This is a genomic window from Ideonella sp. sgz306126 (genome assembly GCF_056032705.1).
This window is the reverse complement of record NZ_JBVYWP010000003.1, coordinates 431,149-445,889: the sequence shown is the minus strand read 5'-3', so window position 1 is coordinate 445,889 and position 14,741 is coordinate 431,149. Positions and strand designations below refer to the sequence as shown.

General features: G+C 71.7%; 14 protein-coding genes. 11 read left to right on the top strand and 3 right to left on the bottom strand.

All coding sequences use genetic code 11. From position 1 onward, the window contains the following. The first annotated feature begins 38 nt into the window (after positions 1-38). From AC0N04_RS10525 to AC0N04_RS10510, 4 genes are all read left to right on the top strand, one after another. A complete protein-coding gene (locus AC0N04_RS10525; protein ID WP_474281296.1) occupies positions 39-614 on the top strand; it encodes a YaeQ family protein in 576 nt (191 codons plus the stop codon). 122 nt (positions 615-736) lie between these two features. Next, on the top strand, positions 737-2,926 hold the full coding sequence (locus tag AC0N04_RS10520) for a prolyl oligopeptidase family serine peptidase (RefSeq protein WP_474281294.1): 2,190 nt from the start codon (positions 737-739) through the stop codon (positions 2,924-2,926). Positions 2,927-2,936: 10 nt separating this feature from the next. Then, the gene (locus tag AC0N04_RS10515; RefSeq protein WP_474281292.1) at positions 2,937-3,218 is read left to right on the top strand and encodes a GNAT family N-acetyltransferase; all 282 of its coding nucleotides are present in this window, start codon (positions 2,937-2,939) and stop codon (positions 3,216-3,218) included. A gap of 52 nt (positions 3,219-3,270) precedes the next feature. Then, the gene (locus AC0N04_RS10510; protein WP_474281290.1) at positions 3,271-4,044 is read left to right on the top strand and encodes a YdcF family protein; all 774 of its coding nucleotides are present in this window, start codon (positions 3,271-3,273) and stop codon (positions 4,042-4,044) included. Positions 4,045-4,056: 12 nt separating this feature from the next. Here AC0N04_RS10510 and AC0N04_RS10505 read toward each other — a convergent pair whose 3' ends face one another. After that, on the bottom strand, positions 4,057-4,587 hold the full coding sequence (locus AC0N04_RS10505; RefSeq protein ID WP_474281288.1) for an SRPBCC family protein: 531 nt from the start codon (positions 4,585-4,587) through the stop codon (positions 4,057-4,059). 68 nt (positions 4,588-4,655) lie between these two features. Then, positions 4,656-5,648, bottom strand: a complete 993-nt coding sequence (locus AC0N04_RS10500) for a quinone oxidoreductase family protein (RefSeq protein WP_474281287.1) — start codon at positions 5,646-5,648, stop codon at positions 4,656-4,658. A gap of 100 nt (positions 5,649-5,748) precedes the next feature. Here AC0N04_RS10500 and AC0N04_RS10495 point away from each other — a divergent pair, with 100 nt between their 5' ends. Continuing rightward, positions 5,749-6,660 (top strand): DMT family transporter, encoded by a 912-nt coding sequence (locus AC0N04_RS10495; RefSeq protein WP_474281285.1) that lies wholly within the window; start codon positions 5,749-5,751, stop codon positions 6,658-6,660. A 25-nt stretch (positions 6,661-6,685) separates the two neighbouring features. Here AC0N04_RS10495 and AC0N04_RS10490 read toward each other — a convergent pair whose 3' ends face one another. Next, entirely contained in the window at positions 6,686-7,588 is a 903-nt protein-coding gene (locus AC0N04_RS10490) for a DMT family transporter (protein ID WP_474281283.1), read from the bottom strand. A 290-nt stretch (positions 7,589-7,878) separates the two neighbouring features. On the opposite strand from AC0N04_RS10490, the gene AC0N04_RS10485 reads away from it, so the two are divergent. The 6 genes from AC0N04_RS10485 (at position 7,879) to AC0N04_RS10460 (ending at position 14,714) form a co-directional block, all read left to right on the top strand. Further along, complete coding sequence (locus AC0N04_RS10485) at positions 7,879-10,140, top strand: TonB-dependent receptor (protein WP_474281281.1); 2,262 nt, start codon at positions 7,879-7,881, stop codon at positions 10,138-10,140. Positions 10,141-10,224: 84 nt separating this feature from the next. Next, positions 10,225-11,298, top strand: a complete 1,074-nt coding sequence (locus tag AC0N04_RS10480) for an ABC transporter substrate-binding protein (protein WP_474281279.1) — start codon at positions 10,225-10,227, stop codon at positions 11,296-11,298. Further along, positions 11,295-12,107, top strand: coding sequence for an alkaline phosphatase family protein (locus AC0N04_RS10475; RefSeq protein ID WP_474281277.1), 813 nt, complete (start codon positions 11,295-11,297; stop codon positions 12,105-12,107). Before AC0N04_RS10480 ends, AC0N04_RS10475 begins: the two co-directional genes overlap by 4 nt. Continuing rightward, entirely contained in the window at positions 12,098-12,925 is an 828-nt protein-coding gene (locus tag AC0N04_RS10470) for an ABC transporter permease (protein ID WP_474281275.1), read from the top strand. Before AC0N04_RS10475 ends, AC0N04_RS10470 begins: the two co-directional genes overlap by 10 nt. Continuing rightward, complete coding sequence (locus tag AC0N04_RS10465; protein WP_474281273.1) at positions 12,922-13,725, top strand: ABC transporter permease; 804 nt, start codon at positions 12,922-12,924, stop codon at positions 13,723-13,725. The genes AC0N04_RS10470 and AC0N04_RS10465 overlap by 4 nt, the downstream gene beginning before the upstream one ends. After that, complete coding sequence (locus AC0N04_RS10460) at positions 13,701-14,714, top strand: ABC transporter ATP-binding protein (protein ID WP_474281271.1); 1,014 nt, start codon at positions 13,701-13,703, stop codon at positions 14,712-14,714. The genes AC0N04_RS10465 and AC0N04_RS10460 overlap by 25 nt, the downstream gene beginning before the upstream one ends. Positions 14,715-14,741 lie beyond the last annotated feature (27 nt).

Genomic DNA, 14,741 nt, shown 5'->3' with positions numbered 1-14,741 from the left:
CCACCCGTCGCGCCGCGGCGGCCCGACCGCTCCCGCCCATGGCTCTCAAATCCACCATCTTCAAGGCCCAGTTGCAGATCGCCGACATGGACCGCGCACTCTATGCCGATCATGTGCTGACCCTGGCCCGCCATCCGTCCGAAAACGACGAGCGCATGATGATCCGCCTGCTGGCCTTCGCGCTCAGCGTGCCGGCCGACGACCACCGCGGCCGGCTCGAATTCACCGCCGGCCTGTCCGACACCGAAGCGCCGGACCTGTGGCAGAAGGATCTGACCGGCGACCTGCTGCAGTGGATCGAGGTGGGCCAGCCCGACGAGCGTCGCCTGGCCAAGGCCTGCGGTCGCGCCGAGTCGGTCGCGGTCTGGTCGTTCAACGCCGCCACCCCGATCTGGTGGCGAGGCCTGGAGAACAAGGTCGCGCGCCTGGCCAACCTGAGCGTCTGGCAGATCCCGGCCGAAGCCAGCCAGGAGCTGGCGCGGCTGGCCGAACGCAGCATGCAGCTGCAGGTCACCGTGCAGGAAGGACAGATCTGGGTCGGCAACGCCAGCCGCTCGGTGGCCATCGAGCCACGTTTGCTCAAGGCCGCCAGCGGCGGTCCGGCGGCGCGCTGACCCCGGGCTGTCCCTCGGGCCACGCGCGCCCGACCCGCCTATCATCGACGGCCTTGGCCGGCGACGCCTCACCCGGGCGACGCCCAGCACCTTTCGCAACCCGCGTCACCCGCGCCCCGACGATGCAACGCCTGTCCCACCCCGCCGCCGCAAGGCGCGCCCTTGCACGGATCTCGCTGTGGGCCGCCTGCCTGCTGGCGACCGCCCTTTCCGCCATGGCCCAGACCCTGCCCTCGCCCCCGCCCGCCGCTGCCGCCTCCGCGGTGGCCGATCAGCCCGCCGACCCCTACCGGTGGCTCGAAGACGTGCTGGGCGAACGGGCCCTGAGCTGGGTCCGCGAGCGCAACCAGGCCACGCGCCAGCGGCTGGAGGCCCAGCCCGACTTCCAGAGCGACCGCGAACGCATCCTGCAGGTGCTCGACTCGAAGGATCGCATTCCCTACGCCACGCGGCGTGGCGACGGCTTCTACAACTTCTGGCGCGACCAGGCGCATCCGCGCGGCCTGTGGCGGCGCGCCACGCTGGCCGAATACCGCAAGCCCGAGCCCGCCTGGCAGACCCTGCTCGACCTGGACGCGCTGGCCGCCGCCGAGCACACCAACTGGGTCTGGAAAGGCGCCGTCTGCCTGGGCGGCGCCTCGACCCGCTGCCTGATCTCGCTCTCGCACGGCGGCGCCGATGCGGTGGTGGTGCGCGAGTTCGACCTGGCCACGCGGGCCTTCGTGGCCGGCGGCTTCACGCTGCCCGAGGCCAAGTCCGAGGTCGACTGGCTGGACGAGAACCGCCTCTTCGTCGGCACCGACTTCGGCGCCGGCTCGATGACCGACGCGGGCTACCCGCGCATCATCAAGCTGTGGCGGCGCGGCCAGCCGCTGGCCGCGGCCCAGACCGTGTTCGAGGGCCGCAAGACCGATGTCTCGGCCTTCGCCACGGTGGACCACACGCCGGGCTTCGAGCGCGTCGTGCTCGGTCGCTCGCCCGATTTCTACACGACCGAAAGCGCGCTGTGGCAGGACGGCCACCTGCAGCCCATCGACAAGCCCGCCGACGCCCAGTTCGAATTCTGGCGCGACAAGGTCCTGATCGAACTGCGCAGCGACTGGACGGTCGCCGGCCGCACCTGGCCGCGCGGCTCGCTGCTGGTGGCGCCGGCCGCGGACTACCTGCGCGGCGAGCGCCGCTTCGACGCCCTGTTCACGCCCACCGCCACACGCTCGCTGGCCAGCCATTCGTTCACCGCGAGCGCGGTGCTGCTGAACGTGCTGGACGATGTCGCCGGGCGCGCCGAGGCCTGGTCGCAGGCGGCCGACGGCCACTGGACCCGGCACGACATCGCCGCGCCCTTCCCGGGCACGCTGGAGGTCCACGGCTTGCACGACCCCCAGGTGGCCGACGACCCGCTGGCCGAGGCCTTCACCGCCAGCTACACCGATTTCCTGACCCCCGACACGCTCTACCTCGGCAGCACCGCCGGTGGCCCGCTGGAAGCGCTCAAAGCACGGCCGGCGTTCTTCGACGCCAGCGGCATGCACGTCGAGCAGCGCTTCGCCACCTCGAAAGACGGCACGCGCGTGCCCTACTTCATCGTCTGGCCCCAGGGCGCGACGGCCGACGGCAGCAACCCCACGCTGCTCTATGGCTACGGCGGCTTCGAGGTCTCGCTGCAACCCTGGTACTCGGGCGGGCTGGGCATCGGCTGGTACCGACGCGGCGGCGTGCTGGTGGTGGCCAACATCCGCGGCGGCGGCGAGTTCGGGCCGGCCTGGCACCAAGGCGCGGTCAAGGAAAACAAGCAGCACAGCTTCGACGACTTCATCGCCGTGGCGCAGGACCTGATCGCCCGCAAGGTCACCTCGCCGCGCCACCTCGGCATCGAAGGCGGCAGCAACGGCGGCCTGCTGGTGGGCGCGGTGATGGTCGAGCGGCCGGACCTGTTCAACGCCGTGGTCTGCCAGGTGCCGCTGCTGGACATGCGCCGCTTCAGCCACCTGCTGGCCGGCGCGAGCTGGATGGCCGAGTACGGCAACCCGGACACCCCCGCCGACTGGGCCTACATCTCGAAGTACAGCCCGTACCAGAACGTCCGGGCCGACGTGCACTACCCCCCGGTCTTCTTCGACACCTCGACGCGCGACGACCGGGTCCACCCGGGCCACGCCCGCAAGATGGCCGCGCGCATGATCGAGCAAGGCCACCAGGTGCTGTACTACGAGGACATCGAGGGCGGCCACAGCGCCGGCGCCAACAACGCCAGCATCGCCGACCGCACCGCGCTGGAGCTGGCCTTCCTGCACCAGCAGCTCGACCGCTGAGGACCGCGTGATGGACAAGCTCCTCGTCGAACACGAACCCGCCCGGCAGCGCTTCGTCGCGCACGTCGACGGCCTGGACTGCGTCGCCGACTACCGGCTGGCGGACGGCGTGATGTGGATGACCCACACCGGCGTGCCGCACGCGCTCGAAGGCCGCGGCATCGCCGCCCGCCTGGTGGCCACGGCGCTCGCCTGGGCGCGCCAGCAGGGGCTGAAGGTCGAGCCCAGCTGCAGCTACGTGGCGGTCTACATGCGCCGCCATCCCGACACGCTGGACCTGCTCGCGCGATGAGGTCCCCCCGCAGACCGGCGGCCCGCATCGCGCCCTGCCCGGGCCTGCGGCCATGCTGCTGATCTCCTGGCTGGTCTCGTCGGTGCTGCAGCCGCTCGCCTGGGCGGGCGCGCTGGTGCTGGCGGCCTGGTGGCACCTGCCGGCCCAGCCGCGCCGGGCCCGCCGGGCGCTGGCCGCAGCGCTCGCGCTGGCGCTGCTGACCGGCTGGCTGCCGGCTTCGGACGCCTTGCTGCGACCGCTGGAGAATCGCTACCCGGTGCCCCCCGACGCCGCGCTGCCGGGCTTTGCCGGCGTGCTGGTGCTGGGCGGCAGCACCGAACGGGCCGAGGTCCAGCGCGGCCGGCCGCAGGTCGCGCTGAACGATGCCGCCGAACGCCTGACGATGGCGGTGGCGTTGATGCGCCAGGCGCCTCAGCTGACGCTGGTGTACCTGGGCGGCGACGCCAGCCTGGACCACGCCGGCGTGCCCGAGGCCGACCTGGCCGAACGCTTCTTCCTGCAGCAAGGGCTGCCGCGCGAGCGGCTGCGCTTCGAGCGCGCCTCGCGCACCACTGCCGAGAACGCACGCCTGGGCGCCGCGCTGCCCGGCATCGACCGACACCGACCCTGGCTGCTGATGAGCTCGGCCTGGCACCTGCCGCGCGCGATGGCCGAATTCCGTGCCGCGGGCTGGCAGGTCACGCCCTACCCGGTCGACTTCCGCACCGGCGCCAGCACGCCGTGGTACGCGTTCTCGATCACGCGCGGCGCGCGCAACTGGCAGCTGCTGATGCACGAAGTCGCGGGCCTGGCGGCGGCGGCCGTGGCCGGCCATCGGCCGCCCTGAGGCCGGCCCGCGTCAGCGCCGCCGCCGCATCTCCTGCAGCAGCGCGCTGAACTGCTGCGCCGTCTGGTGCTGCACGCGCGCCACCGAGATCAGCACGCCGTACCAGCGGCCCGACTCCAGCACCGCGTGATAGTGCAGCCGCGTGCCGTCGCCGTCCGGCGCGAGGTCCATCACGCTGTCGCTGCGCTTGACGTCGCCGCTCACGGCGTGCGCCACGATCTCGTGCTCCGGCCACAGCTCGACCTCGCGCACCGAGCCGACGTCGACGCTCAGCGGGCCCAGCCGCGCGATGCCGTGCTGCGTCACCCGCAGGCGCCCGTCCGCCTCGACCTGCACCTGGCTGGACTGGAGGTTGGGCACGAACTGCGGCATGTGCTCGAAATCGGTCAGCACGGCCCAGGCCTGTGCCGGCGGCACCGGCGCGCGCACCTGCAGATCGACCGTGAAGACGGCGCCGCTGCGCTGGACCTGCACCTGCGCATCGGCCACCTCGTCGACGGGCGGGAGATCGGCCTGCACGGCGGCCGTGGCCATGACCAGCATGGCGGCCGCGCCGCGCCCCCGCCACCCGCAGCGCCGCGGCGGGGCCGATCGCGCGCTGGCGTCGGCCATCAGGGCAGCAGCACGCTGCAGCCGGTGGTCTTGCGCGCCTCCAGGTCGCGGTGGGCCTGCGCCACCTCGGCCAGCGGGTAGCGCTGCTCGATCGGGATGCGCACCTGGCCCGAGGTGACCATCGCGAACAGGTCGTCCGCCATCGCCTGGGTGCGTTCGCGCGTCGCGATGTGGGTGAACAGCGTCGGCCGGGTCACGTACAGCGAGCCCTTGGCCCCCAGCACGCCGAGGTTGAAGGCCGAGACCGGGCCCGACGCACTGCCGTAGCTGGCCAGCAGGCCGAACGGCGACAGGCAGTCGAGCGACTTGTCGAAGGTGTCCTGGCCGATCGAGTCGTAGACCACCTTGACGCCGGCACCGCCGGTGATCTCCCGGACCCGGGCGGCGAAATCCTCGCGCCGGTAGTTGATCGTGAACTCGGCGCCATGCGCCGCCGCCAGCGCGCACTTCTCGTCGCTGCCGGCGGTGCCGATCAGCCGCAGGCCCAGCGCCCTTGCCCACTGGCAGGCGATCAGGCCGACGCCGCCGGCCGCCGCGTGGAACAGCACGAAGTCGCCGGCGCGCAAGCCTTCCTGCGGCAGCGTGCGGCGCAGCAGGTATTGCGCCGTCAAGCCCTTGAGCATCATCGCCGCGCCTTGCTCGAAGCTGATCGCCTCCGGCAGCCGCACCACGCACTTGGCCGGCATCACCCGGCGCTCGCAGTAGCTGCCCGGCGGGTGGCTGGCGTAGGCGGCGCGGTCGCCCACCGCCAGATGGGTCACGCCGGCCCCGACCGCCTCGACCACGCCGGCCCCCTCCATGCCGAGGTTCAGCGGCAGCGCGTTGGGGTACAGGCCGGTGCGCTGGTAGACATCGATGAAGTTCAGCCCGACCGCGTGGTGGCGGATGCGGATCTCGCCCGGTCCGGGCTCGCCCACGGGCAGTTCCACCATCTGCAACATCTCGGGGCCGCCAAAGGCAGCGATCTGAATGGCTCGGCTGGTCAAGGTCATCGGGCGTCTCCGGTCGGGGAATCGGTAAGGTCGGCTATCGTGCCAGCATTCTTCCGTCCCCGCCGGTCCGGGGCCAACCCGGCCCGGACCCGCCTCTTTCATGAACCACCGCCTGACCCCGCGCATCGCCCTGCTGCTGACCCTGCCGCCGCTGCTGTGGGCCGGCAATGCGGTGGCCGGCAAGCTGGCGGTGGGCTCGGCCCCGCCGGTGGCGCTGAACTTCGCACGCTGGCTGCTGGCGTTCGTGGTGCTGTGGCCGCTGGGCCGGCGGGCGCTGGCCGACCGCGCCGCGCTGTGGCAACGCCGGCATTACCTGTCGGCGCTGGGCCTGCTGGGCATGGGCAGCTACAACGCGCTGCAGTACCTGGCGCTGCACAGCTCCAGCCCGCTCAACGTGACCCTGATCGCCGCCAGCTCGCCGGTCTGGATGCTGGCGATCGGCGCGCTGCGGCACGGCGTGCGGCCGCGCCGGCAGGACGTGCTGGGCGCGCTGCTGTCGCTGCTGGGCGTGGTGTGGGTGATCACCCGTGGCGATCTGCACCGGCTGCGCGAGCTGCACGTGGCCGTCGGCGACCTGCTGATGCTGCTGGCCATCGTCACCTGGGCCCTGTACAGCTGGCTGCTGGCGCGTCCGCCCGCCTCGATGCAGGGCGCGGCGCGGCCGGAATGGGACTGGGCGGCGTTCCTGCTGGCACAGACCGTGTTCGGCCTGGGCTGGTGCGGCCTGGCCAGCGGCGTCGAGGCGGTGGTCGGCGACGGCCGCTGGCACTGGACGCCCTGGCTGCCGGTGATGCTGCTGTACGTGGCGCTGGGACCGTCGCTGCTGGCCTACCGCTGCTGGGGGCTGGGCGTGGCCACGGTGGGGCCGGCGGTGGCCGCCTTCTTCGGCAACCTCACGCCGGTGTTCGCGGCGCTGCTGTCGGCCGCGCTGCTGGGCGAGTCGCCGCAGCCGTTCCATGCGGTCGCCTTCGCGCTGATCGTCGCCGGCATCGTGGTCTCGTCGCGGCACTGAACCGCGCCCCGCGGCCCCGACGGGTTCAGCGCCAGCGCGCCAGCAGCCACACGCCCGACAGCACCAGCACCGTGCCGACCAGCAACAGCGGCGTGAAGGGTTCGCCCAGCAGCAGCACGCCCATGGTGATGGTGGACAGCGGGCCGATCATGCCGATCTGCGCGGTCAGCGCCGAGCCGATGCGTTCGATCGCCATCATCACCATCAGCACCGGCGCGAAGGTGCAGGCGACGGCATTCAGCAGCGACAGCCACAGCACCGGCTGCGGCACGATCGCCGCCGACAGCGGCCGGAACAGCAGGAAGTGCAGCAGGCAGAAGCCGCAGGCGGCGCTGGTGGCCAGGCCGGTCAGGCGCAGCGAGCCCAGCCGGCGCACCACCTCGCCGCTGGCCACCAGGTAGACGGCATAGCTCACCGCACTGCCGAAGACCAGCGCCGCGCCGGTCGCGACGCCACTGCCCTGCAGCTTCATCTCGTGGCCGAACACCACCACCGTGCCGGCGTAGCTGAGCGCCGCGGCCAACCACTGGCGCGCCTGCACCGGGCGCTTGAACCAGAACACCGACAGCAGCATCACGACGGTGGGGCCGAGGTACAGGATCAGCCGTTCCAGGCTGGCCGTGATGTACATCAGGCCCATGAAGTCGAGCATGCTGGCGGCGTAGTAGCCCGAGAAGCCCAGGCCCAGCACCACCAAGCGGTCGCGCCGCGTCAGCGCCGGCTTGCCGCGCCCGGCCCACCAGGCCAGGGCCAGGAACATCGGCAGCGCGAACAGCATGCGGTACATCACCGCCGTCACCGCGTCCACGCCGTACCGGTACATCAGCTTGGCCAGGATGGCCTTGCCGGAAAAGGCGATCGAGCCCGCCGCGGCCAGCAGCAGGCCGGGCCAGATCGGCGCGGCCCGTTCGGGGTGTGAGGAAAGCATGTGCGAGGCGCTGACGGAGGGACGCTGGGGCCGCCATCATCGCAGCCCCCGCGCCGGCCAGCGTTCACCGATGCGACAGCCTGGCTTCGCGGCGCGGCAGGGACGCTGCAAAGCCGCCATGTCACACCGATGACTGTTTCGCGGCAATTTCGTGATGTGGCGGCGACGACGCAGAACCGGCCGGACACGACCGATTTCGCGCCGCTGTCATGGAGTTTTGAAACAGTGCCGTCACCGCTGCCGCGAGGCAGCGCTCGCAGCCTATTTCAAGCTTTCCCACAAGGATCTCCATGAAACCCACGCATCCGTTGAACACCCTGGCGACCGCCCTGGCGCTGGCCCTGGTGGCGATGGCCTCGGCACACGCACAAAGCGCCGACACCACCGGCGCCGCCACCCCCGACAGCGCCGACACCCAGCGCATCGTCATCTCCACCGGCCTGGGCCAGCTGCGCTCGGTGCAAGGCCTGGGCAAGGCCGACTTCGCCTCGGTGCCGGCCGGCACCAGCCCGCTGGTGACGGTGTCGCGCCTGCCGGGCGTGAACTTCCAGTCCGCCGACCCGCTGGGCAACTACGAATGGTCGACGCGCATCACGGTGCGCTCCTTCTCGCAGAACCAGCTCGGCTTCACGCTGGACGACGTGCCGCTGGGCGACATGTCGTACGGCAACTTCAACGGCCTGCACATCAGCCGCGCGATCTCCAGCGAGAACGTCGTCCAGGCCTTCCTGTCGCAAGGCACCGGCTCGCTCGAGACGGCCTCGTCGAGCAACCTGGGCGGCACGCTGCAATTCGTCTCCAGCGATCCGAAGGAGACGTTCGGCGTCGAGGCCCACCAGACCTTCGGCAGCAGCAACGAACAGCGCACCTACGTGCGCCTGGACAGCGGCGCGACGGCGCTGGGCCAGTTCTACGTCAGCGCCACCCACCAGGCGGCCGACAAGTGGAAGGGCCACGGCCAGCAGCGCCAGGACCAGCTGAACCTGAAGTACGTCCGCAACTTCGGTGACAACCGGGTCTCGGCCTTCGTCAACGCCTCGCAGCGCCGCGAGATCGACTACCAGGACATGTCGCTGGAGATGATCCATCGCCTGGGCTGGAACTGGGACAACTTCTATCCCGACTTCACGGCGGCGGTGAACGCCTCCAACACCTTGTGCGGCAACGGCGGCAGCACCTACGTCTCGCAGTGCGACGACGCCTATTACGCCGGCTCGGGCCTGCGCAACGACACGTTGGCCGGCCTGAGCTTCGACGGCAACCTGAGCGCCAACCTGCGCCTGAAGGCCACCGGCTATACCCACAACGACAAGGGCGCCGGTCTCTGGTTCACGCCCTATGTGCCGTCGCCCGACGGCACGCCGGTCTCGCTGCGCACCACCGAATACGGCATCCACCGCAGCGGCGTGGTCGCCAGCCTGGAATACGAGATGGCGTCGCACCTGATCAAGGCCGGCGTGTGGCACGAAGGCAATGACTTCGACCAGGCCCGCCGCTTCTACGCGACCCCGGTGAACGCCGTGCCCTCGCCGTACGATTTCCCGAGCAACCCGTTCCGTACCCAGTGGCAGTACCACTTCAAGACCAACACCGATCAGTTCTCGCTGGCCGACACGGTCAAGCTGGCGCGGGACCTGAGCCTGGGCGTGGGCTTCAAGTCGCTCAAGGTCACGACCGACGCCGCGCTGCTGGTGGGCAGCGGCCTGCCGTCCGGCAGCATCACGGCCAGCAACGGCTTCCTGCCGCAGCTGGGCCTGAACTACCGCCTGTCCAAGACCGACGAGGTGTTCGCCTCGGCGGCCCGCAACATGCGCGCGTTCCAGGGCTCGGCCACCGGCACGACGCCGTTCGCCACCACGGCGGCGGGCTTCGACGCGATCAAGAACACCCTCAAGCCCGAGACCTCCAACAACCTGGAAGCCGGCTGGCGCACCCACGGGCACTTCTATGAAGGCACGCTGACCGCCTACATGGTGAACTTCCACAACCGGCTGCTGGCGGTGCAGAGCGGCGCCGGCATCGTCGGCAACCCGGTCGTGCTGTCGAACGTCGGCAGCGTACGCTCGACCGGCATCGAAGCCGCCCTGTCGCTGCGCCTGATGCCCGGCGTGAGCTGGTACAACAGCCTGAGCCAGAGCAACAGCACCTACCGCAACGACGTGGTGAGCAACGGCGTCACCGTGGCCACCGCCGGCAAGCACGTGGTGGACGCGCCGGACACCATGCTCAAGTCCATCCTGGGCTACGACAACGGCACGCTGTTCGGCAACCTGGGCGTGGACTACATGTCCCAGCGCTACTACAGCTACCTGAACGACGCGTCGGTGCCGGCGCGCACGCTGGTCAACGTCAGCGGCGGCTACCGCATGAAGACGCTCGGCTTCGTGCGCGATGCCAGCATCCAGGTCGGCGTGGACAACCTCGCCAACCTGCGCTACGTCTCCACCGTCGGCAGCAACGGCTTCGTCAACAGCGACCCGAACGGCACCGCCCAGACCCTGCTGGCGGGCGCCCCGCGCCAGGTCTTCGTGACCTTCTCGGCCAAGCTGTAACGCCGTGCCCGGGGATCGCCGCGCCTCGGCGCGGCGATCCCGCTTCCATCCCGCGAAAGGGCCCTCGGGCCCGCGAAGATCCCCATGCAACGTCGCCCCTTCCTGAGCCTGCTGGCCGCCGGCCTCGGTGCCCGCGCCGCCTCGGCCATCGCCTCCCCCGCCGCTTCGAACCCCGACCTGCCGGCATTGATCCACGCCGCCCGCGCCGAAGGCCGGCTGGCCAGCGTCGGCATGCCCGACGGCTGGGCCGACTGGCGCGCCACCTGGGCCGACCTGAAGCGCCTCTATGGCCTGGAGCATGTCGACAGCGACATGAGCAGCGCCGAGGAGATCGCCAAGATCGAAGCCGAACGCAACCACGCCAGCGTCGACCTGGGCGACGTGGGCTTCGAGTTCGGCGCGATCGCCAAGGCCCGCGGCCTGACCCGCGCCTACAAGCCCAGCACCTGGGCCCAGGTGCCCGACTGGGCCAAGGACGTCGACGGCCACTGGGCGCTGGCCTACACCGGCACCATCGCCTTCGCGGTCAACACCCGCAAGGTCACCGCGGTGCCGCGCAGCTGGAAGGCCTTGTTCCAGGGCTCGCACCGCGTGCTGATCGGCCAGGTGGGCCGCGAGGCGCAGGCCAATGCCGGCGTGCTCGCCGCCGCGGTGGCGCTGGGCGGCGACGAGACCCACCTGCAGCCTGCGCTGGCCCAATTGGCGCAGGTGGCCCGCCAACACCGCCTGATCACCGCCGAGCCCTTGCCCGCCCTGATGGAGCGTGCCGAGGCCGACGTGTTCGTGCTGTGGGACTTCAACGCGCTGTCGTACCGCGACAAGATTCCGAACGCCGCCGACTACGAGGTGCTGATCCCGTCCGACGGCTCCATCACCAGCGGCTACACCACGATCCTCAACAAGAACGCGCCGCATCCGAACGCGGCGATGCTGGCGCGCGAATACATCTTCAGCGACGCCGGCCAGATCAACCTGGCACGCGGCAACGCCCGACCGATCCGCGCCGAGAGCCTGAGCCTGCCCGTCGACCTGCGCCACAAGCTGATCGACAACGCCCAGTACCGCAGCGCCCGCGCCGTGCGCCCGGCCATCTGGACCGAGGCCGTCAAGCAGCTGCCGCGGGCCTGGCAGCGCGACGTGGTGGACGCCGGCCTGTGAGCCCGGAGAACGCATCCGGGCGCAAGCTGATCCTGCTGCTGGCCGACGGCCTGCGCGCCGACACCGCCCGCGACACGCTGGGCTACGTCCAGGCCCTGACCGACGCGGGCCGGGCGCACTGGACCTCGCTGCGCTGCGAGCTGCCCAGCCTGTCGCGCCCGCTGTACGCCACCGTCGTCACCGGCCAGGCGCCGCTGCAGCACGGCATCCTGAGCAACCTGCAGGCCGGCCAGCGCTGCGGCGCCACCGTGTTCGACCGCCTGGCGGCGGCCGGCCGGTGCTCGGCCGTGGCGGCCTACCACTGGTTCTACGAACTGCTGGCCGGCGAAGTGTTCGATCCGCTGCGACACCGCCACGCCGCCGTGCCCGGCCGCGGCGTGGTGGGCGGCCACTGGTACTTCGAAGACGACTACCCCGACTCGCACCTGCTGGCCGATGCCGAGCATCTGCGCCTGGCGCACGCGCCGGACCTGCTGCTGATCCATCCGATGGGCCCCGACCACGCCGGCCACCAGCACGGCGGCGAGTCGCCCGCCTATGCCTACGCTGCGCGCAAGCTGGACATGATGCTGGCGCTGATGCTGCCGCGCTGGCATGCCGCCGGCTACGACCTGCTGCTGACCAGCGACCACGGCATGGACGCCGCGCGCATGCACGGCGGCGTGCCGCCCGCCGAGCGCGACGTGCCGCTGGTGTGGGCGCCGCACGACGCCGGCCGCCTGGCCGACGGCCCGGCCTGCCCGGACCACCAACCCGGCCTGGCCGCCTTCATCGAAGCCCAGGTGCTGGGTCCGCGCGCATGCAGCTGACCCGGCGCAATGCCCTGTGGGCCGGCCTGCCGGTGCTGGTGCTGGCCGCCGTCGGCGTGGTGCTGCCCTTCGCCTGGCGCAGCGCCGGCCTGGTCGGTCCCTGCCTGCACGGCGCGGACTGCGCGGTGCAGGACCTGCTGGACGACCCCTCGTACCTGCGCGCTCTGTGGAGCACGGTGTGGCTGTCCGCCGTCTCGACCGGGGTCGGCCTGGCGGTCGGCCTGGGGGCGGCGGTGGCGCTGGCTCAGATGCCGCGCTGGCGTGGCGCCGTCAGCGTGCTGGCCGGCCTGGGCAGCAATTTCTCCGGCGTGCCGCTGGCCGCGGCGATGACCCTGCTGTTCGGCGCCGAAGGCGTGGTCACGCTGGGCCTGGCGCCGCTGGGCCTCGCGCTGCCGTTCGATCTGTACCGCGATTCCGGCCTGCTGGTGGCCTACATCTGCTTCCAGGTGCCGCTGGCCTGTCTGCTGTTGATGGCGCCGGTGCAGATGCTGGAAGCCGGCCTGATCGAAGCCGCCGCCACGCTCGGTGCCGGGCCGCTGCGGTTCTGGCGCCGTGTCGGCCTGCCGCTGCTGGCCCCCAGCCTGGTCGAGACCGGCAGCCTGCTGTTCGCCAACGCGGCCGCAGCGTATGCCACGCCCTTCGCGCTGTCGGGCACCGGGGCCAATGTGCTGGCGGTGCGCATCGCGTCGCTGGTCAGCGGCGACATCTTCGCGCAGCCCGAGCTCTCGTCGTTGCTGGCGCTGATCATGTTCGCGATGCTGGTGCTGGTGATCGTCGCCGCCCGCCGGCTGGCCTCGCGGCTGAGGGGGCGTTGGTGAGCGCGCTCCGGAACGGCTTGCGCCCGTCGCGTCTGGCGCTGCTGCTGATGCTGGCGCTGACCCTGCTGCCGCCGCTGGCCGTGGCCTTGTACGCGCTGTCCCAGCGCTGGGACCGCAGCCTGCTGCCCGAAGGCGCCACGCTGCACTGGCTGGGGGCCGTCGCGCGGGACGCGCGCGTGCGGGCGGCCGTCGGCAACACCGTCGGCCTGTCGCTGGCCAGCGCGCTGCTGGCCGTGGGCCTGGGCGGGGCCGCCAGCGTCGCCGCCCACCTGACCCGCTCCCGCATGCGGGCGTGGCTGGATGCGCTGGCGCTGCTGCCCTACGCGATCCCGCCGGTGGTGGTGGCGATCGGCGCGCTGGAGCTGTTCGTCGGCCGCTGGGGCGGCTGGCTGGATCTGCGCGCGGTCTACGTGATCGTCGCCTCGCCGCTGCTGTTTCCGCTGGTGCACAAGACCCTGGTCACGGCGCTGCACCAGATCGACGCCGCGCCGTTGCTGGAGGCCGGCCGCACGCTGGGCGCCGACGACGGCACCACCTTGCGCCGGGTGCTGCTGCCCCTGCTCGCCCCGGCGCTGGCGGCCACGCTGCTGCTGTGCTGGATCACCGCGGCGATGGAGTTCGCCATCGCCAACCTGTTGCTCGGCGGCGAAGTGGAGATGCTGCAGCCGCTGATGAACAGCCTGCGCGGCGTCAACGGCCACCAGGCCGCTGCGCTGATCGTGCTGAGCCTGGCCGTGGTGACGGCGTCGGGCCTGCTCGTCCAAAGTTTGATGGCATGGAACACCTCGAAGAACTCGTAGTCCGTCAGGCCAGCGCCCACCTGGGCGGGCGCCCGGTGCTGGGCGGCATCGACCTCGCGCTGCCCAAGGGCCAGGTGCTGGCGCTGCTCGGCGCCTCGGGCTGCGGCAAGACCACGCTGCTGCGCGCGATCGCCGGACTGACCCCGCTGTCAGGCGGCGACATCGTGCTGGCCGGCCGCAGCATCACCCACCTCAGCGCGCAGCAGCGCGGCATCGGCGTGGTGTTCCAGCATTACGCCTTGTTCCCCAACCTGTCGGTGATCGAGAACGTCAAGTTCGGCGTGCTGGCCGATGGCCTGGGCCAGGCCGAGGCCACCGCGCGGGCACAGGACTTGTTGAGCCTGGTCGAGCTGGAAAGCCACCGCGACAAGCGACCGGCCCAGCTCTCGGGCGGCCAGCGCCAGCGCGTGGCGCTGGCGCGCGCACTGGCCCGCCGGCCCAGCCTGCTGCTGATGGACGAGCCCTTCTCGGCGCTGGACGAATCCTTCCGCGTGCCGCTGCGCCGCGCCTTCCGGCGCCTGCAGCGCGAGCTGGGGCAGACCTGCCTGCTCGTCACGCACGACCGCGAAGAGGCGTTCGAACTCGCCGACCAGGTGGCCGTGATGTTCGACGGCCGGATCGCCCAGTGCAGCGCCCCGACGGATCTGTGGCACCGCCCGGCCAGCCGCCAGGTGGCTGATTTCCTGGGTGCCTTCAATGCCTTCGACGCCCGCCACGCGCCGTCCGGCTGGCGCCGCGACAGCGGCCACTGGATGGCCCCGATCGCCGCGCTGCGGCGCAGCACCGCGCCGGCCTCCGACGCCGCCTGGCAGCTGCAGGCGCGGGTGCTGGCCCGCTACGTCGGCCAGCAGCGCATCACCGTCGAAGCGCGCAGCGATGCCGGCGACGCGCTGGTGCTGTGGTGCCCGCACGGCGAGGCGCTGCCGGACGTGGGAGAAGCCATCACGCTGAGCGTCGCGACCGCCGATCTGCACCACCTGGCGGAGTGACGACGCGCGCCGGAAGCGACGGGGCTG

Bases quoted from the DNA above. Each gene is read 5' to 3' on its own strand.
- AC0N04_RS10525 (WP_474281296.1), top strand. From the start codon at position 39: ATGGCTCTCAAATCCACCATCTTCAAGGCCCAGTTGCAGATCGCCGAC.
- AC0N04_RS10520 (WP_474281294.1), top strand. From the start codon at position 737: ATGCAACGCCTGTCCCACCCCGCCGCCGCAAGGCGCGCCCTTGCACGG.
- AC0N04_RS10515 (WP_474281292.1), top strand. From the start codon at position 2,937: ATGGACAAGCTCCTCGTCGAACACGAACCCGCCCGGCAGCGCTTCGTC.
- AC0N04_RS10510 (WP_474281290.1), top strand. From the start codon at position 3,271: ATGCTGCTGATCTCCTGGCTGGTCTCGTCGGTGCTGCAGCCGCTCGCC.
- AC0N04_RS10505 (WP_474281288.1), bottom strand. From the start codon at position 4,587: ATGCTGGTCATGGCCACGGCCGCCGTGCAGGCCGATCTCCCGCCCGTC.
- AC0N04_RS10500 (WP_474281287.1), bottom strand. From the start codon at position 5,648: ATGACCTTGACCAGCCGAGCCATTCAGATCGCTGCCTTTGGCGGCCCC.
- AC0N04_RS10495 (WP_474281285.1), top strand. From the start codon at position 5,749: ATGAACCACCGCCTGACCCCGCGCATCGCCCTGCTGCTGACCCTGCCG.
- AC0N04_RS10490 (WP_474281283.1), bottom strand. From the start codon at position 7,588: ATGCTTTCCTCACACCCCGAACGGGCCGCGCCGATCTGGCCCGGCCTG.
- AC0N04_RS10485 (WP_474281281.1), top strand. From the start codon at position 7,879: ATGAAACCCACGCATCCGTTGAACACCCTGGCGACCGCCCTGGCGCTG.
- AC0N04_RS10480 (WP_474281279.1), top strand. From the start codon at position 10,225: ATGCAACGTCGCCCCTTCCTGAGCCTGCTGGCCGCCGGCCTCGGTGCC.
- AC0N04_RS10470 (WP_474281275.1), top strand. From the start codon at position 12,098: ATGCAGCTGACCCGGCGCAATGCCCTGTGGGCCGGCCTGCCGGTGCTG.
- AC0N04_RS10460 (WP_474281271.1), top strand. From the start codon at position 13,701: ATGGAACACCTCGAAGAACTCGTAGTCCGTCAGGCCAGCGCCCACCTG.